22 protein-coding genes are annotated in these 25,388 nt (G+C 40.2%); 13 read left to right on the top strand and 9 right to left on the bottom strand.

Going from position 1 to position 25,388, the window contains the following annotated elements; all coding sequences use genetic code 11:
* Positions 1 to 76 precede the first annotated feature (76 nt).
* On the bottom strand, positions 77 to 1,234 hold the full coding sequence (locus NK987_RS09975) for an acyl-CoA dehydrogenase family protein (protein WP_259263714.1): 1,158 nt from the start codon (positions 1,232 to 1,234) through the stop codon (positions 77 to 79).
* Positions 1,235 to 1,568: 334 nt separating this feature from the next.
* A complete protein-coding gene (locus NK987_RS09970) occupies positions 1,569 to 3,104 on the bottom strand; it encodes a M20/M25/M40 family metallo-hydrolase (RefSeq protein WP_259263713.1) in 1,536 nt (511 codons plus the stop codon).
* Positions 3,105 to 3,323: 219 nt separating this feature from the next.
* Here NK987_RS09970 and NK987_RS09965 point away from each other — a divergent pair, with 219 nt between their 5' ends.
* The 5 genes from NK987_RS09965 (at position 3,324) to NK987_RS09945 (ending at position 7,405) form a co-directional block, all read left to right on the top strand.
* Entirely contained in the window at positions 3,324 to 4,301 is a 978-nt protein-coding gene (locus tag NK987_RS09965; RefSeq protein WP_259263712.1) for a phosphotransferase, read from the top strand.
* Entirely contained in the window at positions 4,298 to 5,581 is a 1,284-nt protein-coding gene (locus NK987_RS09960; RefSeq protein WP_259263711.1) for an ADP-ribosylglycohydrolase family protein, read from the top strand. The genes NK987_RS09965 and NK987_RS09960 overlap by 4 nt, the downstream gene beginning before the upstream one ends.
* A gap of 152 nt (positions 5,582 to 5,733) precedes the next feature.
* The gene (locus tag NK987_RS09955) at positions 5,734 to 5,982 is read left to right on the top strand and encodes a DUF6364 family protein (protein ID WP_259263710.1); all 249 of its coding nucleotides are present in this window, start codon (positions 5,734 to 5,736) and stop codon (positions 5,980 to 5,982) included.
* A complete protein-coding gene (locus tag NK987_RS09950; RefSeq protein WP_259263709.1) occupies positions 5,982 to 6,398 on the top strand; it encodes a type II toxin-antitoxin system VapC family toxin in 417 nt (138 codons plus the stop codon). Before NK987_RS09955 ends, NK987_RS09950 begins: the two co-directional genes overlap by 1 nt.
* 56 nt (positions 6,399 to 6,454) lie before the next feature.
* Positions 6,455 to 7,405, top strand: a complete 951-nt coding sequence (locus NK987_RS09945; protein ID WP_259263708.1) for a polysaccharide deacetylase family protein — start codon at positions 6,455 to 6,457, stop codon at positions 7,403 to 7,405.
* Positions 7,406 to 7,583: 178 nt separating this feature from the next.
* Here NK987_RS09945 and NK987_RS09940 read toward each other — a convergent pair whose 3' ends face one another.
* The 4 genes from NK987_RS09940 to NK987_RS09925 form a co-directional block, all read right to left on the bottom strand.
* Positions 7,584 to 8,171 carry a DUF3244 domain-containing protein gene (locus NK987_RS09940; RefSeq protein ID WP_258425235.1) on the bottom strand — a complete coding sequence of 196 codons (588 nt, stop codon included), beginning with the start codon at positions 8,169 to 8,171 and terminating at the stop codon, positions 7,584 to 7,586.
* A gap of 391 nt (positions 8,172 to 8,562) precedes the next feature.
* On the bottom strand, positions 8,563 to 9,069 hold the full coding sequence (locus NK987_RS09935; RefSeq protein ID WP_258425234.1) for an acyl-CoA thioesterase: 507 nt from the start codon (positions 9,067 to 9,069) through the stop codon (positions 8,563 to 8,565).
* A 548-nt stretch (positions 9,070 to 9,617) separates the two neighbouring features.
* Entirely contained in the window at positions 9,618 to 10,811 is a 1,194-nt protein-coding gene (locus NK987_RS09930) for a succinylglutamate desuccinylase/aspartoacylase family protein (RefSeq protein ID WP_259263707.1), read from the bottom strand.
* Positions 10,811 to 12,661 (bottom strand): glutamate-cysteine ligase family protein, encoded by a 1,851-nt coding sequence (locus NK987_RS09925; protein WP_259263706.1) that lies wholly within the window; start codon positions 12,659 to 12,661, stop codon positions 10,811 to 10,813. Before NK987_RS09925 ends, NK987_RS09930 begins: the two co-directional genes overlap by 1 nt.
* Before the next feature lie 391 nt (positions 12,662 to 13,052).
* Here NK987_RS09925 and NK987_RS09920 point away from each other — a divergent pair, with 391 nt between their 5' ends.
* The 5 genes from NK987_RS09920 (at position 13,053) to NK987_RS09900 (ending at position 19,048) form a co-directional block, all read left to right on the top strand.
* Complete coding sequence (locus tag NK987_RS09920; RefSeq protein ID WP_258425231.1) at positions 13,053 to 13,982, top strand: bile acid:sodium symporter family protein; 930 nt, start codon at positions 13,053 to 13,055, stop codon at positions 13,980 to 13,982.
* Positions 13,983 to 14,000: 18 nt separating this feature from the next.
* Entirely contained in the window at positions 14,001 to 15,008 is a 1,008-nt protein-coding gene (locus NK987_RS09915) for a lysophospholipid acyltransferase family protein (RefSeq protein ID WP_259263705.1), read from the top strand.
* 266 nt (positions 15,009 to 15,274) lie between these two features.
* Complete coding sequence (gene hppD / locus NK987_RS09910; protein ID WP_259263704.1) at positions 15,275 to 16,369, top strand: 4-hydroxyphenylpyruvate dioxygenase; 1,095 nt, start codon at positions 15,275 to 15,277, stop codon at positions 16,367 to 16,369.
* A gap of 184 nt (positions 16,370 to 16,553) precedes the next feature.
* Positions 16,554 to 18,287 carry a phospho-sugar mutase gene (locus NK987_RS09905; protein ID WP_259263703.1) on the top strand — a complete coding sequence of 578 codons (1,734 nt, stop codon included), beginning with the start codon at positions 16,554 to 16,556 and terminating at the stop codon, positions 18,285 to 18,287.
* A gap of 197 nt (positions 18,288 to 18,484) precedes the next feature.
* Positions 18,485 to 19,048: a hypothetical protein gene (locus tag NK987_RS09900; protein ID WP_259263702.1), complete on the top strand. Its 564-nt coding sequence runs from the start codon at positions 18,485 to 18,487 to the stop codon at positions 19,046 to 19,048.
* Positions 19,049 to 19,124: 76 nt separating this feature from the next.
* Here the strand turns inward: NK987_RS09900 and NK987_RS09895 are convergent, their stop codons facing one another.
* Positions 19,125 to 20,063 carry a succinylglutamate desuccinylase/aspartoacylase family protein gene (locus NK987_RS09895; protein WP_258425226.1) on the bottom strand — a complete coding sequence of 313 codons (939 nt, stop codon included), beginning with the start codon at positions 20,061 to 20,063 and terminating at the stop codon, positions 19,125 to 19,127.
* A gap of 77 nt (positions 20,064 to 20,140) precedes the next feature.
* Between NK987_RS09895 and murB the strand changes: the two genes are divergently transcribed.
* The gene (murB, locus tag NK987_RS09890) at positions 20,141 to 21,154 is read left to right on the top strand and encodes a UDP-N-acetylmuramate dehydrogenase (protein WP_259263701.1); all 1,014 of its coding nucleotides are present in this window, start codon (positions 20,141 to 20,143) and stop codon (positions 21,152 to 21,154) included.
* Here murB and NK987_RS09885 read toward each other — a convergent pair.
* Positions 21,151 to 21,642: a deoxycytidylate deaminase gene (locus tag NK987_RS09885; RefSeq protein WP_259263700.1), complete on the bottom strand. Its 492-nt coding sequence runs from the start codon at positions 21,640 to 21,642 to the stop codon at positions 21,151 to 21,153. The two genes, murB and NK987_RS09885, sit on opposite strands and share 4 nt — an antisense overlap.
* Positions 21,643 to 21,820: 178 nt before the next feature.
* Between NK987_RS09885 and NK987_RS09880 the strand changes: the two genes are divergently transcribed.
* Together NK987_RS09880 and NK987_RS09875 are read left to right on the top strand one after the other, a co-directional pair.
* Positions 21,821 to 22,102 (top strand): YidH family protein, encoded by a 282-nt coding sequence (locus NK987_RS09880; RefSeq protein WP_258425223.1) that lies wholly within the window; start codon positions 21,821 to 21,823, stop codon positions 22,100 to 22,102.
* 152 nt (positions 22,103 to 22,254) lie between these two features.
* Complete coding sequence (locus tag NK987_RS09875; protein ID WP_259263793.1) at positions 22,255 to 23,139, top strand: Ppx/GppA phosphatase family protein; 885 nt, start codon at positions 22,255 to 22,257, stop codon at positions 23,137 to 23,139.
* 43 nt (positions 23,140 to 23,182) lie between these two features.
* Here NK987_RS09875 and ppk1 read toward each other — a convergent pair whose 3' ends face one another.
* Positions 23,183 to 25,306, bottom strand: a complete 2,124-nt coding sequence (ppk1, locus tag NK987_RS09870; RefSeq protein WP_258425222.1) for a polyphosphate kinase 1 — start codon at positions 25,304 to 25,306, stop codon at positions 23,183 to 23,185.
* Positions 25,307 to 25,388 lie beyond the last annotated feature (82 nt).

Raw genomic sequence — 25,388 nt, 5'->3', positions numbered from 1 at the left:
AAATATTAATTTTTGGAAAAAAATAAAGCCAATTTCCTTTGACTGAAATTGGCTCCAACTCAAAACTTTTTTGTTTTCATTGCAAAATCTTCCTTGCAATCAGTTCCTTCATAATCTCATTAGTTCCGGCATAAATCCGCTGCACCCTTGCGTCGGCAAAAGCCCTTGCTACCGAGTAATCCCACATATAACCATACCCTCCGTGCAACTGCACGCATTCATCCGAGACATTACATTGCAGTTCGGTCAGGAGGAATTTGGCGGAAGAAGCCATGGCGCCATCGACTTTCTTTTGGTTATGCAGCACCACCAACTGATCGGCATAGATCCTCCCCTGCTCGAGTTTAGCTCCCATTTCCGCGAGTTTGAACCTGGTATTTTGAAAATCAGAAACCATCTTGCCAAAAGCAGGTCTGTTTTTGACATAGTCCACGGTGGAGATAAATGTTGATTCTGCCAAGGCAATCGCCGCCAATCCCACAATCAAACGCTCCTGTGCCAACTCTGTCATCAGGTATTTGAATCCTTCACCGACATTGCCGAGGAGGTTTTCCTTTGGAACCTTCACATCCTCAAAAAACATTTCACAAGTATCCTGTGCATGCAATCCCACTTTGTCAAAAGGAACACCTTTCGTAAAGCCGGCCATTTCCCCATCCACGATGAAAAGACTGATTCCCTTTGCCCCTTTGCTCGGATCTGTTTTGGCGGCGACTACAACGACGTCACAGAGAAAACCATTGGTGATGAAAGTCTTGGAACCGTTGATCAGGTAATGGTCTCCCCTATCTTCGGCAGTTGCTCTGATCGCCTGCAGGTCAGAACCGGCACCCGGCTCAGTCATTGCAATGGCAGAAATCAGATCACCGCTGATCATGCCCGGGATGTATTTGGATTTTGCGGCTTCGGTACCGTAATGGTGGATGTAGGGAAAGACGATATCGCTGTGGAGCGGATAGCCGATCGCAGGACCTGAGCAACCTGAAAGTCCCAATTCTTCGATGAATACAGCATTGTATCTGAAATCCTGAATTTCCAAACCTCCGTATTGCTCGGGAGCTTGGAGACAGAGAAAACCGTTTTCACCCAATTTCTTCCAGGACTCGCGGGTCACCTGCTTGTCTTTTTCCCATTGGGCATTGTTGGGTGTAATTTCTTTGCCAATAAAATCTCGGAGCGACTGACGGAACATGTCATGCTCTTCGGTAAAAATCGTTCGGGGTACTGAATACATGAGAATTTGGGTTTATACGATTGCAGAATTATATCCTATTATCTAAATAAGAAGGATATAACAAAGTTTAAAATTAATCAAAAATTTACCTTGACATGGAATTTTTTGCGAGGGGGTTTATCGAAAGGTTAAATCTCTCGCAGAGACGCAGAGGAAAAGCGAAAAAATGATATCCACTCTTTAATCTATGTGGTCTATCTGTTTATGTGGTAAACCATACCGGAACCCTGGAGTCCATTGCGGTTATATTTTCACCACAGAGCACCCAGAGTTCTCAGAGTATTTACGTTAGTTTTTTCTCCGCGATCTCTGCGCCCTCTGTGGTAAAAAAGAATTAATTCCAAGGTTTTCTTGGCAGCTTTTCGTCCCGCTGAGCAGTGTTATACACCATTGCCGCAATGATGACCGCCGCCTGTGTCATATCCGCAATCTGCATTCTTTCATACAAATCCATATTGGTGTGGTATCCTTTGCCGTAATCAATCGGATCCTGGATAAACTGAAATCCCGGAACACCCACCGCCTCAAAAGCAACGTGGTCCGTAGAACCTGTATTTCTCCTTGTGATGGTTTTGGCACCCAATTCATGGAATGGCTCAAACCACTTCTCGAAAATCGGGACCACCATGTCATTTCCTTCCACGTAGATGCCCCGGATTTTCCCTGAACCGTTATCCAAATTATAATATGCGGAGATTTTATCCCATTCAGACTTTTTCTCTTTGGATGTTCTGTCGGCTACATACTTTTGAACATATCCTCTTGAGCCGAATAATCCCTGTTCTTCCTCTCCCCAAATCGCGATGCGGATGGTACGCTTTGGCTGCACATTCAGCGCTTTCAAAATTCTGATTGCCTCCATCATCACAGCCACTCCGGCGGCATTGTCATTGGCGCCTGTTCCGGCATGCCAACTGTCAATATGCGCACCAAGCATCACGATTTCGGCTTTGAGGTTCTTGTCAGTTCCGGGGATTTCAGCCAAAACATTGTAGCCTTTGTAATCATCGTCCAACCATTCCACTTCTATTTCGGCTTCAATGCTGACCGATTTGCCGTTTTTTAACAACCTATAAATCCTGCCATAATGCTCTGCCGCGATTTCCATTTCTGGAACGGTAGGCTTCTTATCTATGCTGTATGATCCTGCTCTTGTATGGAATACCGTTCCGAAGCTTCCTCTTGTACCGGTAATTCTCAACCCTACTTCCTCTTCCAAAAGGAATGTTGTAAGCTTTTGGTCCAAGTCACGTTGCGCACGCATCTGGGCCAACACTTCGGGAGTATAGCGGGCATTGTTACCGCCGATATTGATGGTTTTTCTATCTTCCAATTCTTGGTCTGTCCATCTTTTGGCTTCTGCTTCGAAAGCAGGATTGAGTGTCAGTGTCGCAGGTGCCATGACCACTTTGCCTTTGAGCTTGCCTTTGTATTTTTCAAAATCAGCTTCAGAACTGACCTCCAGCAAAGTCACCTCAGATTCCACCAAACCGTTTGTCCCGTCTGTCCAAGCTTTAGGATAGCCGATAACTTGGGCGTAGTAAGGCAACTTCATCGCGATGTATGATTTCTTTACATTCCATCCCCTGCCAAATTCCCCGTAGGAATCGATTTTGATATTGGAAAGTCCCCACTCTTGGAATTTCTCCGATGTCCAAGCCCTTGCATTCCGTAAGTTGGTAGAACCGGAAAGCCTTGGTCCAAGGTAATCCGTCAGGTGAAAAGAAATGTCCTGAATTTGGGACTTGCTGATGCCTTCGGTTTTGATGCGGTGCATCATCTCGAGGTCAACTTGCTCTTGTGCCCATGTTTGACCAAGGATTAGAAAAAAAACCAGGAATAATGCTGTCAGTTTGTTTCGTTGGTTCATATTTTTTTTTATTGAAATTTAAATTTTTGTAACAGTTGTCGGGTTCGGGATATTTGGGGTTTTTGGATTGGATAATCTTGCAATTAAATAGATTGTCAAAACTACTGAATCAGAAATCAGGTTAATAGTATCTTTAATTGAGAATTCAAAAATGTAAAAAAATCCAAAATGGACCTTGCCTTCAATGTAATAATCTAAATTAGCCCCAAATATTGTTTCATGATTTTACAGATTCCTTTAAATCCTCGACAAGAAAAATACCTCAGAAAGTCCGGACTACTTCTCTCGAATGAAAACATACTCGAATACTCCAAAGCCGGTGAAGGAAATATGAATGTGGTCGTCAGGCTGAAAACAGAAACCAGGTCAATCATTCTCAAACAGTCCCGTCCTTTTGTAAACAAATACCCCACCATTCCCGCACCTTTGGGAAGGATTTTTATCGAGGATGATTTTTACAGAATAATCAATCGAAATGAGTTTCTTTCTTCTTATTCACCAAAAATCATAGCCCGGGATAAAATAAACCACCTTGTGGCAATGGATGATTTGGGAAAAGGGTCAGATTTCATGGGTGTGTACCGGGGCGGATTTTCTTTTTCCGAAGAGGAATCAGGCGCTTTGGCAGGATATCTTTCTTCCCTCCATCAGCTGAAAGTGACAAATTTCCCTGACAACATAGAAATGAAAAAACTTAATCATGAACATATTTTTATCTATCCCTATATGGAATTCAACGGCTTTGACCTTGACAGCGTGCAACCGGGGCTGCAAGCCATGTCAATGAAATTCAAAACCGATTTGAAATTGAAAAATACCATAAAAAACTTAGGAAAAAGATATCTTGAAAATGGCAAACACCTACTTCACGGTGATTTTTACCCCGGAAGTTGGATCAGGGTAGACTCGGGACTGAAGGTAATCGATCCGGAATTTGCATTTATGGGCGATGCCGAATTTGACCTTGGGGTTTTGATCGCCCACCTCAAAATGGCCAAATCAAATCAAAATACCATCAACGCCATTAAAAACAGCTACTCCTTGTATTCAGAGTTAGACGAGAAACTGCTTCATAAATATATTGGGACTGAAATACTCCGTCGCTTGATTGGATTGGCGCAGTTGCCGCTAACCCTTACATTGGAAGAAAAATCCGGATTAGCAGAGGAGGCAAAAAAACTGATATTGAAACCATGAGAAATAAAATCATTGCTTCGCTCCTTTTGTCCGCAGCTGTTTGTGTCTATTCCTGCCAAAGTCCCGAAACCAAAAAAGACCTAGCTGAGGAAGAAACCAAGCCTTTGAGCCTTTCAGAGGGTGAACTCCAAGACAAAGTATTGGGAATGCTAGTGGGTTCGGCGATCGGAGATGCCATGGGCGCACCAACAGAAATGTGGTCAAGGGAAATGATCAGCGCAGAATATGGATTTGTACAGGACTTGGACTCTATGGTCAGAGAAGTATCCCCTGAAGGAATCTGGAAAGCAAATTTGCCAGCCGGCGGTACCACCGACGACACGAGATGGAAAAAACTCGCCTTCGAATACCTAGCAGGCGAAAACCCAAAATCACTCGATCCAAAACAGTTCGCCTCTCATATTTTGGCTCAGTTTGACGGGTATCTCGCTGAATACAAAACCATCGAAAGTGAAACCGCCGAACCCTTTGAAGCAAATTCCCTCAAAGTCGGTTGGCTGCAGGAGTGGGCAAAAGCTGCTCGCCCCTATGTCAAAAATGACCTTAACGGCTATCAGATCGGTCTGAGCACTTTTTATGGGGGAGAAATGGTCTGCGCTGGATTGCTTTATGCGCCTGCGATCGGAGCTTTTTTTCCTGAGAACCCCGAAAAAGCCTATTCTGAAGCCTTCAAATTAGCCTTGTTTGATATCGGCTATGCGAAAGACATCACGGCACTTTCCGCAGCGATGACCTCTGCAGCCATGAAAAAAGATGCCACCCAAGCTGAGGTCCTCGACGTGCTGAGGTCAGTCGATCCGGAGCAATATTATGGAGCAAGGTTGGTAGGAAGAAGTTCCTACAGGATCCTGCAGTCTGCCCTGCAGATCGTGCAGGAAGCCAAAGCCATCAACGAAGCCAAGGTCACCACAGAAGAAGAAAGAATCTCCCAAGCCAAAACCTGGACAGCGGAATACCTACAACCTGCTTTTGAACTCTTGGACCAACACCTGCAAGACATGCCTTTCCATGCCGGAGAAATACACCTTCAGGTCCTGACAGCTATGATTTTTGCGGATTTTGATTTTGAGAAAACACTCATCTTCCTTGTCAACTATGGCAGGGACAACGACACCACAGCAGCCATCGCCGGGGGGATTTTGGGTGCATATTATGGCTTCGACCGACTTCCCGAGAAGATGAAAAACCAAGTTCTCGAGGTCAATAAAAATGAACTCGACATCGACTTGAAGGAATTGTCGGAGAATATGACTGAGAATTTATTAAGGAGGTATAAGTGAGTGGGTTAAGTGTTATTTGGTTAATTGGTTAATGGTTAATTGGATATTTGAAGCCTTGTTTAAATAAACATTTTAAATAAAATACACGTGTAAAAAATTTAACATTGACACGTGTAATTATTATTGCTAATTTGGTTTTCAAATTCAAAGCCATGAATACAAAACTGACGCTAACGATTGAGAAATCAGTCATTGAAAACGCCAAAAAGTACGCACGAAGGAAGGAAAGGAGTCTCTCGGATTTGATTGAAAACTACTTGAAGGCCTTGACTGATGAAGAACCTTTAACAGAAAATGAATTGACTCCGATTGTCAAATCTTTGAAAGGCTCATTTAAAATGCCGGAAAATTTCGATTATAATAAAGAATTAACAGACAGCCTATCTGAAAAATATTTATAATGGATACGGTTTTAATAGATACAGATGTTATCCTCGATTTCTTTTTTGACAGAAAGCCTTTTTCAGAAGAAGCATCAAAACTTTTGAGTTTATGTGAAAAAGGAGAAGTCAAAGGTTTTGTTACTTCTATCATGTTGAGCAATGTCTATTATTTATTGCGGAAAACAGCAAGCCATGAAAAGGTGATTGAAAATCTAAAAATTCTGATGAACATCATCGATGTCACCACAACAAACAAAAAAACTGTCATTGAGGCACTTAACTCTGAATTCAAAGATTTTGAGGATGCTCTTCAAAATTTCTCTGCCATAAATGATAAAGAAATCAAAGTCATCATCACCAGAAATATCAAAGATTATAAATCGAGCACTTTATCCATAATGACTCCAGAAACCTATCTGAAATCAGCCAAATAGAAAGGTCAATTTGAAATCATAAGCCTCTTTGGGACTCTAATGTTTCTTGAAAAAAAATGAAAAGAAAACCTACATACAAATGGCTTCTCTGCTTACTGACCTACCTTTTCTTTGGATCGTTTTCTGCATATAGTCAAACGAATGTGGCAATAACGATAGATGATGTACCAAACACCCGGCAGTTTAAAACGGATAATTTTCAATCTCAATTACTCTATAAACTGGATTCATTCAATATTCCGGTTGCTGTTTTTATCAATGAAGGATTGCTTTATAAAACTGATTCAATTGCCAGAAATTTTGAACTCTTGGTTGATTGGGCAAAAAAGGATTTTGTTACTCTTGGCAACCACACTTTTGGCCATCTCAGGTATTCAGATGTGGGGTTTGAACCATTCAAGGCAGATGTTGAAAAAGGTGAATTCATAAGCCAGGAGCTCGCAGGCAAATACAATAAACCACTTCAATATTTTCGCTTCCCTTTCAATGATTTAGGGAAAGATTCTGTCCAACATGTTTTGATGGATAGCTTTCTCAAAGAAAAAAAGTACATCAGTACTCCTTTCACAGTGGAAAGTTCGGATTGGATGATCAATCATATCTATGAGTATTATCTTTCACATGCTGAACCTGAAAAGGCAAAGGAAATCGGTGAATTATATGTTTCCAAAACCTTAGATTATTTCCGTTTTTTTGATTCCCTTTCTGTAGAAAAATATGGAAGAAAAGTGAACCAAATCTTTCTTTGTCATGATAATGCTTTGAACTCCAAATACCTCGGTGAAATCGTCCGGAAGTTAAAAGTGGAAAACTACAATTTCATCAGTCTGGAAACAGCTCTGCAGGACCCAGTCTACAACCAAGAAAATCAGTATTACCAAAAATGGGGAGTTTCTTGGTTTTACAGATGGATGCCTATGCAGCAAGAACGAACCCTTTGGATGAGGTTAGAACCGGATATGAGTAAGGTTGAATCTTTATATAAAAATTTAACAGAAGGAAAATAAAGCAATAGAAAAGCTTCGCTTTGAAAATTTAAGAAGTCTTTTTCAGGACCGTTTTTGACTTGAATTTGAAGGGATTTCATAAATATTTTTTTAATGAAAGCTATCAACCGACAACCTATTTAAACAAAAAAGCCCTGAAGAATCATCTCCAGGGCTTGGTCTTCAATAGTGGTTAAGTTTACAAGAAAAGGGTTTTTGTTCGTCCGGTCGCGTCAGTGATTTTCAATGACACATCGCTGGTATTTAAGTTTTTTAAGTGGTAGACTTTGGTAAAAGCTTCAGCTTGGTCGATTTTTTCAGTGAAAATTGCCCTTCCGCTTTCATCCAAGATTTCAACTTTTGTTCCTGGCTCTTCCAATCCAATGACTGCCAATCTGAACGAGTTTTCATCGATGCTTTTTCCGTAGGCCATCAAAGGAAGCGGAGCGGGTGCCTCTTTGGTTTCGACTGTATAAATCATTTTTTCAGCCGTTGGTTCTTTGATATTGCTTTCGATGGAGATCTGATACTCTCCGGCAGGAAGCAAAGAAAAGTCATAAGGAATCTGCATATCTTCTTTTACCTTGAAGTATTGCTGATGGAGTTTTTTTCCATCACTGTCTAGTACTGCAAGTTTGACTTTTCCCAAACCTTCTTTAAGGGAGATGGCTACTTTCTTGTCCTTGGAACGTACAGAAGACAACTCTTCGATTCCTTCATTTGATGCGTTTGCAAAGCTGGCTACACCTAGTGTGGCGGCTAATGCTAATGTGAGTAACTTTTTCATTTTGTGTGGTTGTTTATAAGTTGGTATGATCTCTTATTCATCTTCTGTACCAATTAATTTTGGCACCGCTTTATGCCAATTCCCATGTTAAAGAATTTTAACCCGATCGTTAATTTTTTAACATTCAATCGGTTGCGGAAATAACTTACAAACCAAAAAACTGTATTATCATGATACAATCAGACAGCAAAGTGTCCTGTTTCGTAACAGGTTTTGATAAAAAACTAAAATTACCACTTTGCCAAAGGTTGCATGAAAGGAAAAATTTTAACTATAATTAATTTTGAAAAAATTTTTACATTTTTTTTTGATCCAGATTAAATAAAAAAACCTGTACGGTTTTGTACAGGTTCCGTTCTTCATCGGTCAAGAATTGTGGACATTCGGCTGATTACAATTCTGATTTGATGATTTTGACCCTTTCGGAAATGGTCATATTGCTGATATCGAGGTTTTCTGATGTTGCCCGAAGGAATTCCAGAACCGCCCCTTCGTGGTTTGTCGAGGCGCCTTCCTTTACTGTCACATACCGCATCGTAGTCCAAAGTACAGTCTTGAGTTCTTTTTGCGTATCATCTGTCATGTAATATTCGACGATGATCGTGTTATGGTTAAACCATAGAAGTCTACTCATGATTCGGACCCACTCTCCTACTTTGGCCGGACGGACGTAGGAAATGTTGTGGTTATATACTACCCAAGCCGATTTGTATTTTCGGATAAAATCAATCACCTCTACCCCATATAGCTTGGGAACCTGATCTTCCCGGGCATTGAAAAAATAGTCAAAGTATTTGGCATTGTTGAGGTGCTGCAATGGATCGCAATCCTGAAACCTGATCACAACTCGACTTTCGGTTTCCTTTGGATAGTGCTTTTCGGGATTATATTCAAACATCTTAGATCGGTTTTAGGATGGAACAACATGAAATTAGGGAATTGTTCCTACTTGACGAAAAAATGGTTATTTGTTATTAGGTTAACGGTCAATCCTGAAACAAAGGAAACAATATTTTCCGCCACCATCATAACCTCAAAAACTTTATCAGGCTGAGTTAAAAACTTCCTATAGGTTATAAGATAAAATGGTTTCATCCTACCCAAAACGGAAGGATCTCCTATCCCATACCTATGGTTCCGTTGTAGTCTCCCCCACCTTCCCCTAAGGATACTCCGTGTCCCTCCTACCCATACTCCGTGTCCTCCCTAACCATACTCCGTCTCTGCGTTACCCTTTAGGTACCTTTTGTCTATCCCCTATAAGGTCTTTGGTATTGTGTTTGGGATCTCCTAAGATCCATAGAAATCCATTCCTCATTTTTAATTCAGAATTTATCATTCTTTTTCCCCGGACCTTATTTCATCGGAACCTCTAACTTTTCACTTCTTACCAAATTCATCTTTCCTACTTACTGCGTCCGTCCTCTGATCCCAACAAATTTAAATCTACCACCATCCCTCATTTTTATACATTTTCTTTTTGGAGGCTTTCTCACGGTTATAGAGTCTGAGGTATTGTCCGTCAAGCTGCCTGACTCGGTATCCGAGCAAATGAAAAAGTGGCTTGGTCATAAACTTGGCAATATTGAGGTTTACTCGTAGGATTTCTTTGTCTTTGTGTTCCCATTTTACCCCGGGAAGCAAATTGAAAAGATTATCGATTTTTATTTTCCTTAAAAAAGCAGACAACATAAGTGCAATTTCCGGGATCTTCCGGATGATAAAAAAACCATCGCTTCCCTGATTTTGGTACAAGGGCATAAACAGTCGCCCATCATAACCTGAATAGACAGGCAAATAGTTATTGGTAGCCAAATGGGTACCTTTATTGATTTTCTGGAAACTCTCGAATCCAGGTAACATTTTGAATACATCCACACCGGTAATCTTATGAAGGTGAACTACCTCAAATATATCCCGTACCGAAGTTGCTGCATTTTCCAATTGGTGCGGATAATGACCAAAATCCTCCACATCCATTTTGCCGATTACACCTGAAGCTATTAAAGTCATATAGGTAAAAGCGACACTGTTGGTGATTGCAGCAGGATCTGTGTGTTGCCCCGATTCAAAACCGACCGCAACATAACCCAACTGATTGATATAGCTGAGCAATGGGCCTTCTAGGAATTCCTCAATCCCAAGTACGATCGGGACGGGAAATTGCATAGCAAACTTCCTGTTGATCATAGAATCGTTGATGGTAATAAAAGGCAATGTCTTACTCGAGGTCGTATGATAATCGATAAAATAGAAAGGCCCTTTTTCTGTTTTGATGATTTCCCTAAGTAAATCCAAGAGTTCCAAGAGTTCTTTTTCTTCTTCCAAAAGGACTTTTTTATTGGAAACCATCTTGATATTGGCTTTGGTCCAAAGTCTGTTGAGGTCCATGTCAACATACCTTTTGCCTTTAGCCAAAGCTTTTTGATTACCAATCAAGCCATACACGGTTCCTCTCAGGGTATTTTCCTTTTTGGAGAGATCCTCAAAAACCTCCTTCAAAGCCATGACGCCGGCAGGTTCATTGCCGTGGACTCCTGCAAAAAATAAAACTGTGGGTCCTGATTTAGAACCCTTCAGTTTTTGCATTACCCTATTGGTAGGCATTTCTATTTTTGTGGTAAGGGCTTGGGCGTCCATTACAGGTCATTTGAAGTCAATATTCCAACAAGCTTGCTATCTCTCACCACAGGTAGGGAATGGATTTTGTGTTTTTCCATCAATACCTTGGCGTCATCTACCCTGCTATCCTGATCAATGGTAATCAAATCGGTTTTCATAAGAGACTTGACTGAGGCATTGGTAGCCTTCCCATTTTCAAATAATTGACTGACATCATTCCAGGATAAAATGCCTACCAGTTCCTTGTCTCCTTTGATGACTGGCATGTGGTGGATATTTTTCCATTTCATCATGTGGGCAACCAATTCAATGGAGTCAATTTCTTCCACTGAGAAAATGTCTGTGCTCATCACATGGTGAACTCTTTTGGTAATGTTGAATTGGGACATGGCATCAGGAGAAAGCACCTCCCACTCCGAAACAGGTTTATTCGATTCCTGATTCAGGTACATGTTTGCAGTCAATACCTGAAGTGCTGCATCCGGTTTTTTGGTGGTGAGGAGATTGCGGTAGCTTTTGCTGATCCATTCGGATCCATTGTGGGTATTGATGCGGTTTTGGATTACAGAAAGGTATTTGTCGATATCATTTTCTGAAATTCCGGATTTCTTCAAACCTTCCTTTGCCATTGGTAAGAAAATTTCAGAAAGCACCTGCCTTCCGGTATACAATTTTCCGTCCCAATGAAACTGCACCGCCAATCCGTATCTTGCCGCAGCCAAAAAATTGGATTTCACTTCTTTAAAATCCATCATACGGTGAATTTCTTTATATTTTTCAGGCCTGCCTTTCATCAAACCTACCCAAAATGCAAAATTGGCAATCTGATCAATGACCGTAGGACCCGAAGGGATATACCTGCATTCTATCCTTAAATGGGGTTTGCTACCGCCCACGCCATAGCAGGCACGGTTCCATCGATAAACCGTACCGTTGTGAAGACATAAGGCTTTAAGTTTGGGAATTTCACCTTTTTTGAGCAGGTCTACGCTGTCGTCTTCAAATTCCGCTGTCAGGATACTTCTGAATCTGGCAATGTTATCCTTGAATACATCCAAGATTGAACCTGTTTGCCATTTACTTTCAAAGCTGACCCTTGGCTGATTTTCATTGAGCAAAAAGGAGTTGGTTCTCACATCCACGCTTTGGGTAAAGAGTGCAATTCTGGTTTCGCTCCAAAGCTCCTTCCCAAAAAGAAGAGGTGAATTGCAACATGCTGCCAAAACAGGTCCTGTGATGGCCTGAGACCAATTAAACATGTCTACGAACTCATCAGGATCTATTTGAAGGTGCATTTGAAAACTGGTATTGCAACCTTCCAGCATGACCGAATCGTGGAGCATGGTCACCTCATCTACTCCTTTGATATGGATGCTGAAGTCCTGACCTCTGTATTTTTTTGCAGCATCGTTCAAAACAAAGTAACGGTCTACAGCCGTCATACTATCCAAAGTCGTGTGTTTTGGTGCAATGGTTGGCAGGATTCCGGTAAGGATGATACGTGAACCAGATTTTTGGGCAGCACTTTTGGCTTTTTCTACCAATAAATCAAGTTCATGATGGAGAAGTGAAAAACAATCATTGTCCAATGGTAGAGGGTCGGAGTTGATTTCAAGATTGTAATTACCTATTTCGGTGGTAAAATGTCTGTCATTGATTTCCTTTAGGACATCAAGGGAATTGTTGTTGGGCAAAAATTCCGGATCAACAATACAGAATTCCTGTTCGGCACCGATTCGGACAGGTGATTTTTCAATCAATCCCTGTTGAATCATTATTTCAAGTGCTTCCATATCACGCACCAAATGATGCAAGTAAATGGCCCTTTGCTTTTTTCCTTTTAGTTTTTGGACATTTTTTGAACCCATTTTTCCTCCTCTATTATTCGTGAAGCTATGGAAAATCAAAACCGGAAACCATGAGAAATGTCATTGATGCGGTTGATCTTTATTTCCTAAGTACGGTATTAAGGTCTTTGGAAATTATTGAATCAAAATTCCGAAGAGAAAACCCAAACCAATAAATTGGTATTATTTTACTATGTTTGAAATTAGGGATTGACAAAATCCAGAAACTTTAGCTATGAATGGGTTATGTATTCAAAAACAATTCATTCAAGTTATATTTTCTGCTAAATCATTGAAAAAATTCTCCGCTTAATCCAAAATCCGAAATTATCCAGATATTTAAAATTGATTTAACGGAGAATCACCCAAACATCTATTTGATTGTTTTCCCATAACCATCCGATTTCAAAAAATGATCGAAGCACTTGACAGCAGCACTTTAAATTTCAATCAGGATTCTCTTTTCCTGCTAAATATTTCACTTGCAATTATCATGTTTGGTGTTGCTTTAGAGCTAAGGATGGTTGACTTCAAGTACATCGCCAAAAACCCAAAGGCATTTTGGTTGGGCATCTTTTCACAATTCTTTTTCTTGCCTTTCCTGACCCTGTTGTTGGTTTATCTAATCAGCCCACCTCCTTCTGTAGCATTGGGAATGTTTTTGGTTGCGGCATGTCCTGGGGGAAATGTTTCCAATTTTCTCACCCACCTTGCAAAAGGAAACACTGCGCTATCCGTGTCACTGACCGCCTTTTCAACAGGATTTTCAATCTTTATCACTCCTTTCAATTTTGCGTTGTGGTCAAGCTTTTATGGCCCTACGGCTAACTTGCTTCAAGAAATCTCTCTTTCCTACTTTGATGTTTTCCAGACAGTTGCATTGATTCTGGGAATTCCCCTGATCTTGGGCATGCTGGTCAACAACAGGTTTCCAAATTGGTCAGCAAAAGCGACTAAAATTCTAAAGCCTGTCAGTATCCTGATTTTTGCTGCATTTGTTGTCATTGCATTTCTAGGGAATTATGATTTGTTTCTTAAGTTCATCGGATTGATTTTTCTTTGGGTTTTGGGACATAATTTTGTAGCCTTTTTTTCAGGTTATTCCATCGCAAAAATCGGCAGGTTGAACCTTGCCGATACCAAAACCTTGACCATTGAAACAGGAATCCAAAATTCAGGCTTGGCATTGGTTCTGATTTTTACCTATTTTGAAGGTTTGGGCGGTATGGCGATCATTGCCGCTTGGTGGGGAATATGGCATATCATTTCAGGAATGAGCTTAGCCATGTTTTGGAAAAGAATAAAAGAAACAAATCCAGTTCCGATTACGCAAAAAGGATAGCCAAGAAAAATCAGATTCATGAAAAACCTTTTCAATGCCGTCCTAAGGCTCATAGTCAAAGTAGCACTTCATGTTTATTTCTCTAAAATCACGGTACACGGAAAGGAAAACATTCCAAAAGGAAAGGCTGTCCTGATCGTATCCAACCATCAGAATGCCTTGATCGACCCGATCCTTATTGCTACTCACACCAACTTAAAGCCTCATTTTTTGACCAGAGCTTCTGTTTTCAAAAAGTCAATCGTTGCAAAATTGCTCGACTTCATCAGAATGATCCCTATCTATAGAGTGAGAGACGGTATCAACAACATGGAAAAAAACAATGAAACCTTTGACAAGAGCGTCAACATACTGTTGGAAAAAGGAAGCATTGTGATCTTTGCTGAAGGCAACCACAGCAACCAAAGGAACCTAAGGCCTTTGAAAAAAGGATTTGCTCGGATTGCCTATCAAACCTTGGAAAAAGAACCTGAACTCGATTTGGTCATCCTCCCAGTGGGAATTAATTACAGTAATCACCGTTATTCAGGTAGTAAGGTCAGCCTGGTATTTGGGAAAACCATCCAACCAAAGGATTACTTTCCCCTCTTTGAACCCCTGATGACATCTGCATTCAGGGCTTTGGAACCATTGGTAAGTTCAATTCCCGAAGAAAATTATGAAAAAGATTTAGAGGCAATCATCCAAAACCGGATTGACCTTACCAAACCAGATCAGGTAAGGGAATTTTTATCCACAAAAAATCACAAAAATCCTGACAAAACCTATTCAAAACCCTATTTTTCAAACAAAGTCATGAAGGTCCTCCATTTTCCTGTTTATTGGATTTGGTTATGGATTCAGCCAAAAATCAAGGATTTGGTCTTTTATGCCACTTTCAAATTTGTAATCGGTCTTGTTATGATTCCGCTTTGGTATGGCTTTCTAATTTTTGGGCTTCCCAAATTAGGCCTTACGCAATGGTCTCTCTCTTGGATATTTTTGGGTATCATTTACCTTTTGGCAAACAGTAACGGTCAGGAGTAGGAATTCGAAAATTGCAAAATTTGAAGAACAGAAAATGGGAAGATTGGAAAACAAATTCCTAAACGGTCTACTGTCAATCATGGATATCCTAATCTATTTTGACTCTTCAACCACAACCGTATCCTGATAACCGTTTCCTGCGACACACACTGTCAACTGATCATTGCCATCTGAAAACTGAAAACTGCTTTCTGAATCCTGCCCGAATTCCTCCCCATTTCCCTATATTTGAGTCAAGAAAAAATAAACCCAAAAACTCTTAGATTATGAACCAGGATTTTCTTCCCATCAACGGGACAGACTATGTTGAACTTTATGTCGGCAATGCAAAGCAATCTTCTCTTTTTTATCAGTATGCGTTTGGTTACGAGCTGATAGCCTATGCCGGGCCTGAGACTGGTATCAGAGACCGAGCCTCTTATGTCTTGAAGCAGGATAAAATAAGGCTCGTTTTGACAACCCCTTTGAAAGAAACACATCCTATCGCGAACCACATCAAAAAACATGGAGATGGTGTCAAGGTATTGGCCCTTTGGGTAGATGATGCTACAAAATCCTTCAACGAAACAGTGACTCGTGGCGCTATTCCGCATGAAGAACCAAAAGTACACAAAGATGAATTTGGCGAGGTAGTCACAGCTTCCATCAAAACTTACGGTGAGACAATCCATACTTTTGTCGAGCGAAAAAATTATAAGGGTGTCTTTTTACCCGGTTATAAACCAAGAACAAGTGAGTATCAAGCAACTCCCATTGGGCTGAAATACATTGACCATTGCGTAGGCAATGTTGGTTGGGGAGAAATGAACAAATGGGTGGATTTTTATGAAAAAGTAATGGGATTCGAATTGCTGATCACATTTGATGACAAAGATATTTCTACAGAATATTCTGCCCTGATGTCCAAGGTGGTCTCAAATGGAAATGGCTTTATCAAATTTCCTATCAACGAACCCGCTGAAGGCAAAAAGAAATCCCAGATTGAAGAATACCTTGACTTCTACAACGGTCCCGGTGTGCAGCACATGGCGATAGCGACAGATGACATCATCCATACAGTTTCAGAATTAAGGAAAAGAGGCGTGGAGTTTTTGGAAGTACCTGCCTCTTATTATGACGATTTATTGGATAGGGTCGGAAAGATTGAAGAAGAGCTGAAGCCGCTAAAGGACCTTAACATTTTGGTGGACAGGGATGAGGAAGGTTATCTCTTACAGATTTTTACAAAGCCTGTTCAAGATCGTCCTACCCTGTTCTTTGAAATCATCCAAAGAAAAGGCGCAAAGTCATTCGGAAAAGGGAATTTCAAGGCATTATTTGAAGCCATCGAAAGAGAACAGGAATTGAGGGGTAATCTTTAAGGGATGGATATTGGCATGACAGACTTATTTTGACTTGTCAGTTACAGCAAAGCAGAAAGTCCCAAGAGAATAGGGAGAGAAATTTTCCCCTTCTTTTTTTAATTAATTCCTGATTTTAACAGAAGGAATGCAGGTAATTTTATTGAAATATTTAAATTAGAAACTCATTCAAAATTTTTCCCAGATGACAACAGTAGATCCGATGATTCTAGCCAAAGCAAGCAGCTGGCTAAACAGTAACATTGACGAAAAGAGTAAAAAAGAAATACATGCTTTGCTTGATTCCCCTGACAAAACCGAATTGATTGATTCTTTTTACAGAGATCTTGAGTTTGGTACAGGAGGTTTGAGAGGCTTAATGGGTGTAGGTTCTAACAGAATGAATGTCTACACCGTAGCAATGGCTACCCAGGGTTTAGCAAATTACTTATTGAAATGCTTTCCAGGTGAAGATATCAAAGTGGCCATTACGCACGATTGCCGAATCAACAACACGCTTTTTGCAGAAACGACAGCCAATGTATTTACAGCCAATGGCATCAAAGTCAAATATTTCCGCGAAATGCGGCCCACCCCGATGCTTTCTTTTGCTATCCGCCATTTTGGATGTAAAAGTGGTGTAATGGTCACGGCATCTCATAATCCAAAGGAATACAACGGCTACAAAGCTTATTGGGATGACGGCGGACAGGTCGTAGCCCCACATGATAAAAATATCATTGATGAAGTTTTGAAAATAACTTCAATGGATGATGTAAACTGGAATAAAAATGACAGTCTTATCGAATATATTGAGGAAGATTTCGATAAAATCTACTTGGATCTGGTCAAAAAGCTAAGCCTTTCCAGAAATGAAATTCAGGCCCAGAAAAACATGCCCATCGTCTTCTCTCCTATTCATGGAGCTTCGGGCAAGATGGTTCCTGCTGCCTTGAAAGCCTTTGGATTTGAAAATGTTCATGTTGTCAAAGAACAGGAACAACCTGACGGAACTTTCCCAACCGTTATTTATCCTAACCCCGAAGAAGCTGAAGCCCTGACCATGGCTATTGATCTTGGCAAAAAAACCGGCGCTGAACTTGTATTGGCTTGCGATCCAGATGGGGACCGCTATGCAGCCTGTGTGCCGGATGGTAAGGGAGGTTATGATTTACTGAATGGAAACCAAACAGGTGCATTGCTGACCTATTATCTACTCAGCAAATGGAAAGAACTTGGAAAACTTGACGGAAACCAATTCATGGTAAATACCATAGTGACCACAGAACTCATAGATGAGATCTGTAAAGGTTTTGGGGTCACCTGCTTTTCGGTTCTTACAGGATTCAAAAACATTGCAGAAATCATCAGAAATCTGGAGGGTAAAAAACAATTTATCGGCGGTGGCGAAGAAAGCTACGGTTATCTCGTCGGCGATTTTGTGAGAGACAAAGACGGAGTTTCCGCCTGTGCAATGGTTTCTGAGATAGTGGCCTACTACAAATCCCAAGGTAAAACTGTCCAAAATGTATTGGCAGAGATATATACCCAGTTTGGCTTCTACAAGGAATCCCTGATCTCTGTTACCAAAAAAGGCAAAGATGGTGCTGAACAGATCCAACATCTAATGGCAGGATTCCGAACGAACAGACCTACCGAAATGAACGGTGTGAAAGTGGTAAAAGTAGTTGACGTCAAAGAAAGCAAAGTGTATGACATCGTCAATGGGACCGAATCGGCTTTAATAATGGATAAATCAAATGTTATCCAATTTTATCTGGCCGATGGAAGCAAGATTTCAGCAAGGCCTTCAGGGACAGAACCGAAGATCAAGTACTACTTCTCAGTAAATGAACCCCTTCCAAACAAAGAAGCTTACAAAGCAGTGGAAGGTTCTTTGGAAAGGAAAATCGAAGGACTTAAGAAGTTTTTTAGTTAAAAAATGAATAACAAAAATCAAATCAAGCCATTCCTGAATCAGGAGTGGCTTTTTTATTGGGATTTGTTTGATTAATGTTAAAAAACCCAATACGAAAATAATTAGGGTACATAAATTTAATTTTTACCTTATTTTTGTGCCTTGCAAAACATCCTCCCCACAAGAATTTCCGTTATTTCAAAAAAATAAACCTCATTATGAAAAATATTGGCTTATCCATCCTATTGCTAATTGCAGTGTTTTCATTTTCTTCCTGTGAAAAAGAAGAACCTAAACCCAATTATTTCTATAGCTTCAAAGTAAATGGTGTTCAGAAAGAATTCAAGGCCAACAACGATGCAGGAATCACCTTCCTTGAAGATGGGCCAAATAGATTTACGCTATTTAACATGGTTACTGGCGATAATTTAAGCAAAAATGCCATGATTATGTCTTTTAGAAATCAAGAACAAATCCAATTGGGACTGACTTATATTATGCAAAATCCAATCATGGTAAACGGAACATTAGCCCCTTCTATAGCCTTGGTCTATTTTGATGAAAATGGCAAGGAATATGGAGCAACTTTGCTACAGAGTTCAAATCCGGGAGCTGCTGATGATTGTTCTTTCAAAATTACAGACTTTACCACCGAAGGTTCGACAGGTGAATTTGAAGGTGTTTTGTTTGACCTGGCAGATCCGCGGCCTCTTGACCAGAGAATTCCACTATTGATCACTGAGGGTAAGTTTTTCTTACCAAATTTTGTTTCAAACCTATAATAATATCTGCCTAAAGGAAAGCCTGCAAATGGATTTTAATCATTTGCAGGCTTTTTTATTTTTAAAATTTATCATTTCAAACCCTGCCTACATGTACCAATGCATCTCCTGAATTGACGACAGGATTATTATTGAGGCCCACCACATGTCCATTATGGGTAGCTTTTACAGGAACTTTGACTTGCCCATATGGGTCTGTGATTTTTGCTAAAATCTGGCCTTTCTTTACTTCATCCCCTAGCTTGACAGTAGAGGTAAAAATCCCTGAAACTTTTGCCCTGACCCATGAGCTTTCAGATATCATAATGGTGGATTTTGGGGTAACATTACCCTCCATCATCCCAAGATGAATAAGCATTCGCTGTGTACCCAAAAGCGCTTCCTCCACAGCATATTCATCCAAACGCATAGACTCTCCCCCTTCATACACCAAAATATGTTTTCGACGCTTATAGGCTTCTTTTCTAAAAGATTTATCAATATGGGGCGAATTCAAGATATAATGGGTACCAAAAGCAGTGGCTAGTTCAAGCCCTTTTTTGTCTTTATAATCCACCCTGATCTGCGGATAGTTGGAAAGCATCCTTCCTCCTGTATGAAAATCAATGCCATAATCAATCAAAGGAATAATCTCATTGGACAAAATGAATGCAATCTGGGATGCCAAAGAACCCTTTTTATTTCCCGGGAAACTTCGGTTCAAATCCCTTCCGTCGGGAAAGGTCCTCGAACTGCTCAAAAAACCATAAACGTTTACCAAGGGCATAAAGATCACCGTCCCCTTCATCAGCGAAATTAGATTTTCCTCTAACATCTTCCTTACTGCCACAATGCCGTTGATCTCATCACCATGTACTCCACCTGATATCAAAACAACAGGCCCATCTTCTTTTGCACGGTTGATAAAAATCGGAAGATCGATCAAAGTATGTGTAGGGAGCCTCGCAATGGCGATGTCAATATTCATGGATTGGCCGGGTCTAACCTTGACCCCGTTGATGACCATTTCTTTCATAGGTGGTGATTCTAAAAGTGTCCAATTCTTTCTATTTGACCAAATTCTTGCTTAATTCGCAGCATCGGATCAGCACCATGAATATACAAGAAAACATTTCTCTATTGCCTTTCAACACTTTTGGAATTGATAAAAATGCAAGATTTTTTGCTATAGCTACCTCCACTGAAGATGTAAAACAACTTATCCAAAAATCGAAGGAAATGAATGTCCCACTCTTCATTCTGGGAGGGGGAAGCAATATTCTTTTGACAAAGAATCTCGAGGCTTTGGTGATTAAAATTGAGATCAAAGGTTTTGAATTGATAGAAGAAGATGAAAACGGGGTTTTGGTAAAAGTGGGTGCAGGAGAAAGCTGGCATGAATTCGTATTGTATTGCATCCAAAAAAACTGGGGCGGAGTGGAAAACCTGTCCTTGATCCCGGGCACAGTAGGCGCGTCTCCTATGCAAAATATCGGGGCTTATGGCATCGAGATCAAGGAAGTTTTTGACCACCTGGAAGCAATAAACAGGAATACCAATGAAGTCAGAAAATTCTACTCCGAGGAATGTAAGTTTGGGTACAGGGAAAGTGTTTTTAAGAATGATTTAAAAGAACAATATGTCATAACCCATGTTGTGTTTCGTCTTTCAAAATCCCCGGTCATCCATGCTGAATATGGGGCCATAAGACAGACTTTGAAAGAAAAAGGAATCGAATCACCTACCATAAAGGATATCAGTGATGCAGTCATTGATATCCGAAGGAGCAAATTGCCCGACCCTGCGCATATAGGCAATGCAGGAAGCTTTTTCAAAAATCCTACGGTTCCAGTTTCAATTTTTGAAAACATAAAATCAGAATTCCCCAATGTTCCGGGATTTCCAAATGAAGAAGGAGTAAAAATCCCTGCTGCCTGGCTCATAGAACAGACAGGATGGAAAGGCAAAAAATTTGAAAACATCGGTGTCCACCAATTTCAGCCTTTGGTTTTGGTAAATTACGGTGGAGGTGAAGGAAATGACATCAAAGAACTGAGCTTAAGGATCCAAGAATCAGTCCTGAATAAATTCAATGTGCCTCTCCAACCGGAAGTCAATTTTCTTTAAATCAGCGGGTCTTCAAAAATCACATCTTTGTCATATTTGAAAACCTCTACACCGAATTTTTTTAGAAATTCCAATCCCTCATCGAAAGGTAAACCTTTGTACTCTGCATAGGAATACATGTATACTACCTTGGCAATTCCCATCGAAAAAATAATCCGGGCACATGCAAGACATGGTGCCAAAGTCACATACAATGTTGATCCTTCCACCGAGGTGCTGTTTTTGACGGCATAAAGAATGGCATTTTGCTCGGCATGCAAAGCTAGTGTGCAGCTTCCTTTACTGTCTCTTGCACAGCCCGTATCCGGAAATTCTTCATCACAATTATGCGTGCCTGCAGGAGGTCCGTTGTATCCGATAGAAATAATTCTTGTGTCCTTGGTCAATACTGCGCCAACATGCTTTTTGATACAGTGAGATCTTTTGGCCAAATTGACCGCCAACTCCATATAAATATCATCAAAATGAGGCCTGTCTGGATTCTTCATTTAATTCTTGTTACCATGGCAATTTATGCCCTTTCTTGTCAATTTTCTTCAAAAGCCAAAAGTAATAAAACCTTGAAATAATTTTTGAAGAATCAATAAATACTGGGTTTGTGTGTAAAATCACGGATATATAAGCTGAAAATAGGCTTTCTTTGCACTCGGAATTATTTAATCAGCAATGGAAAAAGAAAATTTATCAGAACAGGACTTGATTGTAAGGGACTATTTGGCCAGACAAAGAACCTATCTTGCCAATGACCGGACTTTACTATCCTTTATCAGAACATCTCTGTATTTTTTGGTGAGTGGCACTGCCCTGATGGAAGTAAATGCACTGCAACATGTTAGAAATTTGGGATGGGTAGCTTTTGCTTTGAGTTTGGGAACCTTGATTTTGGGGATATACAGTTTTTTCAGAGTCAAGAAAAGGCTCAGGAAACATTATTATCAAAAAATGTGATTTATTCCAAAACCACTCAGATTTGTTTGAGTTCCTATGTATTCGGATAAAAACAAAGTCCCAAAAAATTGAATAGTTTGTAAACTGCCAAGAGTTTTTTGGGTAAATTAGTATTTCGATTCAGAGAGGAATTTGATTTAAGACAACAAGAATTGAGATTAGCAGCAGTTGATATAGGCTCCAATGCCATCAGATTACAAATCACCTACGTCACCCACTACGAAGGAATTGCGAATTTCAAAAAATTAGAATACCTGAGATTTCCGCTTCGATTGGGTCTTGATGTGTTCCATACCCAAAAAATTTCCGACAAAAACCGCCTGAAATTTATCAAATTGATGAAGGCTTTCAAGCTTCTCATTGACCTGTATGAAGTGGATGACTACATGGCCTGCGCAACCTCCGCAATGAGAGAATCCATGAATGGGCGGGAAATATGTGATGAAATAAAAGAGGATATTGGTATGAAAATCAATATCATCGATGGAAACCACGAAGCGGAGTTGATCAATATGGCGCTTGGTGGATCAATTGATGAAAAATCCTACCTGCATATAGATGTAGGAGGAGGAAGCACTGAATTGAATATTTATATCAATAAGGAAAAGATCGCAACCAAATCCTTTAAAATTGGCTCTGTTAGGGCTTTGGATGACAATATTCCAGTATCAGTATGGAAAAGCATGAATAAATTCATCACTGACCATGTGACCAAACAGGATAATATTACCTGTATCGGCACAGGTGGAAACATCAACAAAATACTGGAGCTCACCAATCCAAGGAAAAATGTGCGGAGCTTAGGCATAGAAAAAATCAAAGAAGTACAAGCCTTTCTTGAGTCCTATTCTTATGAAGATAGGATTAACAAACTCAACCTCAATCCTGACAGGGCAGACGTTATAATTCCTGCCACAAAAATCTACCTTGCTGCGATGTCAGCAGCCAATTCCAAAAAAATGATGGTACCTGATGTGGGACTCAAAGATGGGATGATGCAGGTCTTGTACAAAAAAAACAAAAACAAAAGGCTGTGAGCTAACCCACAGCCTTTTGTTTTTTGGAATAAGCAACAATCTGCTAATCGATCAATTTGACTTGTTTGATACTATCTGCATTTAAGTTGAAAAATTCCTTATGGACGTTGAATTCTTCTTCTCCTTCCTTGGGAACCTTTGGCAGGTAATTTCCATCTTCCTGCATGATATAGGCATTGACATTGTCCTTGAGGTTGAAAGAAATAATGTTCATCAACTGCTTTTCGAGGAAAGGATCCTGAATCCTGAATAGAGATTCCAATCTCTTATCAAAACTCCTCACCATCATATCGGCACTTCCGGCATAAGTTCTTGTCTGCCCGTTGTTATGAAAATGGTATATTCTTGAATGTTCAAGGAAATCACCTACCAATGATAAAACCTCAATGTTTTCGCTCAGACCTATCCTTCTTGGACGAAGGCAGCATATTCCCCTGATGATCAGTTTTACAGGTACACCTGACTGAGAAGCCCTGTACAAAGCATAAATAATCTCAGAGTCTTCAAGTGAATTGACTTTAATGAATATTCCTGAAGGAAGTCCTGCCCTTGCGTTATATGCTTCCTGCTCGATGAATTCGACGAGTTGATTCCTCATATCCCGTGGAGCCGTGATCAGATTTTGATAAGTAGAAGGCATAGAATGTCCCGTTATTACATTGAAAAACTCCGACACATCATTTGCCAATGTCTCATTGGTAGTCAATAAACCGATATCGGTATATAGCCTCGCGGTATCTTCATTGTAATTACCTGAACCAAGGTGTACAAAACGCATAACCCTATCCTCATCCTTTTTGACAATAAGCAAAAGTTTGGTATGGGTTTTTAGATTACTGATTCCATAGATCACAAAACAACCGGCTTTTTGGAGTTTTTTAGCTTCCCGGATGTTATTTTCCTCATCAAATCTCGCTTTGACTTCAAAAAGCACCGATACGTGCTTTCCGTTTTCAGCGGCTCTTAGTAGGGCTTTGGTGATTCTGCTTTCCTTTGCCAATCTATAAATGGTCATTTTAATGGCCATTACATTTGGGTCATCAACAGCTTTTTCTATTAATTCAAGTATTGGGTCAATATTATTATAAGGATGGTGCAAAAGAATATCTCTTTCCTTGAGTACCTGGAAAATATCCTCCGATCCTTCCTCAGGATAAGACAAGGGCGGAACAGGCGCCGGAATCTGGGGCAATTTATCCTTAAAACGTCTATTGCCAATCACTTGCCATAGTCCTGTGAAGTCGAGCATGCTGGCACGCTCTACCTTGAAAATACTGTCATCCCCTATATTCCATCGTTCTTTGAGCAAACTTACCATCCATCGGCTGTACCCCTCTTCTATCTCGATTCTTACAACCCTTCCTGTTTTCCGCTCATTGAGTTTTCTTTTGACTTCTTCAAGGAAGTTGGCGTCCATGTCCTCACTTTCTTCTAAAGTAAAGTCACCGTTTCTTGTAATCCTGAAAAGGTTTATGGATTCAATATTTACATTCCGAAATAAAGAAACGATATTTTCTCTTATAACTTCCTCGATGGGAATATAGACGACCATATCTTCTCTTTCGATCTCAAAAAACCTCGGGATGTTAGCCGGAATCTGTACGAAAGAGAGCTTTCTGTTTTCTTTTTTATCGCCGGGTGCCAAAGTGACCACCCCAAAAATCAAAAGCTTATTCATCAATATTGGAAAGGTCCGATAGCCATCAAAAACCATAGGGGTCAGCATCGGATAGACGGCTTTATTGAAATAAGACTTGATATATTCTTGTTCCTCGGACTCGAGATTTCTGACGTTACTGAGAATAAAACCATCCTCAGACATTTTAGGAAGAAGTTCCTTTAGAAAATGCTCTTGTTGACGCTTATGAAATTCCTGACATTCAAGCATCAGTTTCATCTTGAAAGGCTCTTCCCGCAAACCTGAATAGTCTACTCTTTCTTTATCATAATCCAGGTAATTGTATAACGATCCAACCCTGATCATAAAAAACTCATCCAAGTTGGAAGCTGTTATGGCCAAAAACTTCAATTTCTCAAAAATACACCTGCTTTTTTTCTTGGATTGGTCAAGAACACGGTCATTGAACTTCATCCAACTCAAATCTCTGCTGACCAGATCACTGCTCTCAATGATGCTTTCAAATTTATCTCTAGAAGTTACTCTCATGACTATTTGCTGTATGCTACAAATCTAATAATCTGTGGAAATCATTTTTCCCGAAGGGGTGAATAATTCATTAATTAACAAA

The organism is Aquiflexum gelatinilyticum, from assembly GCF_024813435.1.
GTDB lineage: Bacteria > Bacteroidota > Bacteroidia > Cytophagales > Cyclobacteriaceae > Cognataquiflexum > Cognataquiflexum gelatinilyticum.
This window is presented reverse-complemented; position numbering and strand designations above follow the sequence as displayed.

Excerpts from the sequence above, each read along its gene's own strand:
- NK987_RS09975 (WP_259263714.1), bottom strand. The coding sequence starts at position 1,234 with ATGTATTCAGTACCCCGAACGATTTTTACCGAAGAGCATGACATGTTC.
- NK987_RS09970 (WP_259263713.1), bottom strand. The coding sequence starts at position 3,104 with ATGAACCAACGAAACAAACTGACAGCATTATTCCTGGTTTTTTTTCTA.
- NK987_RS09965 (WP_259263712.1), top strand. The coding sequence starts at position 3,324 with ATGATTTTACAGATTCCTTTAAATCCTCGACAAGAAAAATACCTCAGA.
- NK987_RS09960 (WP_259263711.1), top strand. The coding sequence starts at position 4,298 with ATGAGAAATAAAATCATTGCTTCGCTCCTTTTGTCCGCAGCTGTTTGT.
- NK987_RS09955 (WP_259263710.1), top strand. The coding sequence starts at position 5,734 with ATGAATACAAAACTGACGCTAACGATTGAGAAATCAGTCATTGAAAAC.
- NK987_RS09950 (WP_259263709.1), top strand. The coding sequence starts at position 5,982 with ATGGATACGGTTTTAATAGATACAGATGTTATCCTCGATTTCTTTTTT.
- NK987_RS09945 (WP_259263708.1), top strand. The coding sequence starts at position 6,455 with ATGAAAAGAAAACCTACATACAAATGGCTTCTCTGCTTACTGACCTAC.
- NK987_RS09940 (WP_258425235.1), bottom strand. The coding sequence starts at position 8,171 with ATGAAAAAGTTACTCACATTAGCATTAGCCGCCACACTAGGTGTAGCC.
- NK987_RS09935 (WP_258425234.1), bottom strand. The coding sequence starts at position 9,069 with ATGTTTGAATATAATCCCGAAAAGCACTATCCAAAGGAAACCGAAAGT.
- NK987_RS09930 (WP_259263707.1), bottom strand. The coding sequence starts at position 10,811 with ATGGACGCCCAAGCCCTTACCACAAAAATAGAAATGCCTACCAATAGG.
- NK987_RS09925 (WP_259263706.1), bottom strand. The coding sequence starts at position 12,661 with ATGGGTTCAAAAAATGTCCAAAAACTAAAAGGAAAAAAGCAAAGGGCC.
- NK987_RS09920 (WP_258425231.1), top strand. The coding sequence starts at position 13,053 with ATGATCGAAGCACTTGACAGCAGCACTTTAAATTTCAATCAGGATTCT.
- NK987_RS09915 (WP_259263705.1), top strand. The coding sequence starts at position 14,001 with ATGAAAAACCTTTTCAATGCCGTCCTAAGGCTCATAGTCAAAGTAGCA.
- hppD (WP_259263704.1), top strand. The coding sequence starts at position 15,275 with ATGAACCAGGATTTTCTTCCCATCAACGGGACAGACTATGTTGAACTT.
- NK987_RS09905 (WP_259263703.1), top strand. The coding sequence starts at position 16,554 with ATGACAACAGTAGATCCGATGATTCTAGCCAAAGCAAGCAGCTGGCTA.
- NK987_RS09900 (WP_259263702.1), top strand. The coding sequence starts at position 18,485 with ATGAAAAATATTGGCTTATCCATCCTATTGCTAATTGCAGTGTTTTCA.
- NK987_RS09895 (WP_258425226.1), bottom strand. The coding sequence starts at position 20,063 with ATGAAAGAAATGGTCATCAACGGGGTCAAGGTTAGACCCGGCCAATCC.
- murB (WP_259263701.1), top strand. The coding sequence starts at position 20,141 with ATGAATATACAAGAAAACATTTCTCTATTGCCTTTCAACACTTTTGGA.
- NK987_RS09885 (WP_259263700.1), bottom strand. The coding sequence starts at position 21,642 with ATGAAGAATCCAGACAGGCCTCATTTTGATGATATTTATATGGAGTTG.
- NK987_RS09880 (WP_258425223.1), top strand. The coding sequence starts at position 21,821 with ATGGAAAAAGAAAATTTATCAGAACAGGACTTGATTGTAAGGGACTAT.
- ppk1 (WP_258425222.1), bottom strand. The coding sequence starts at position 25,306 with ATGAGAGTAACTTCTAGAGATAAATTTGAAAGCATCATTGAGAGCAGT.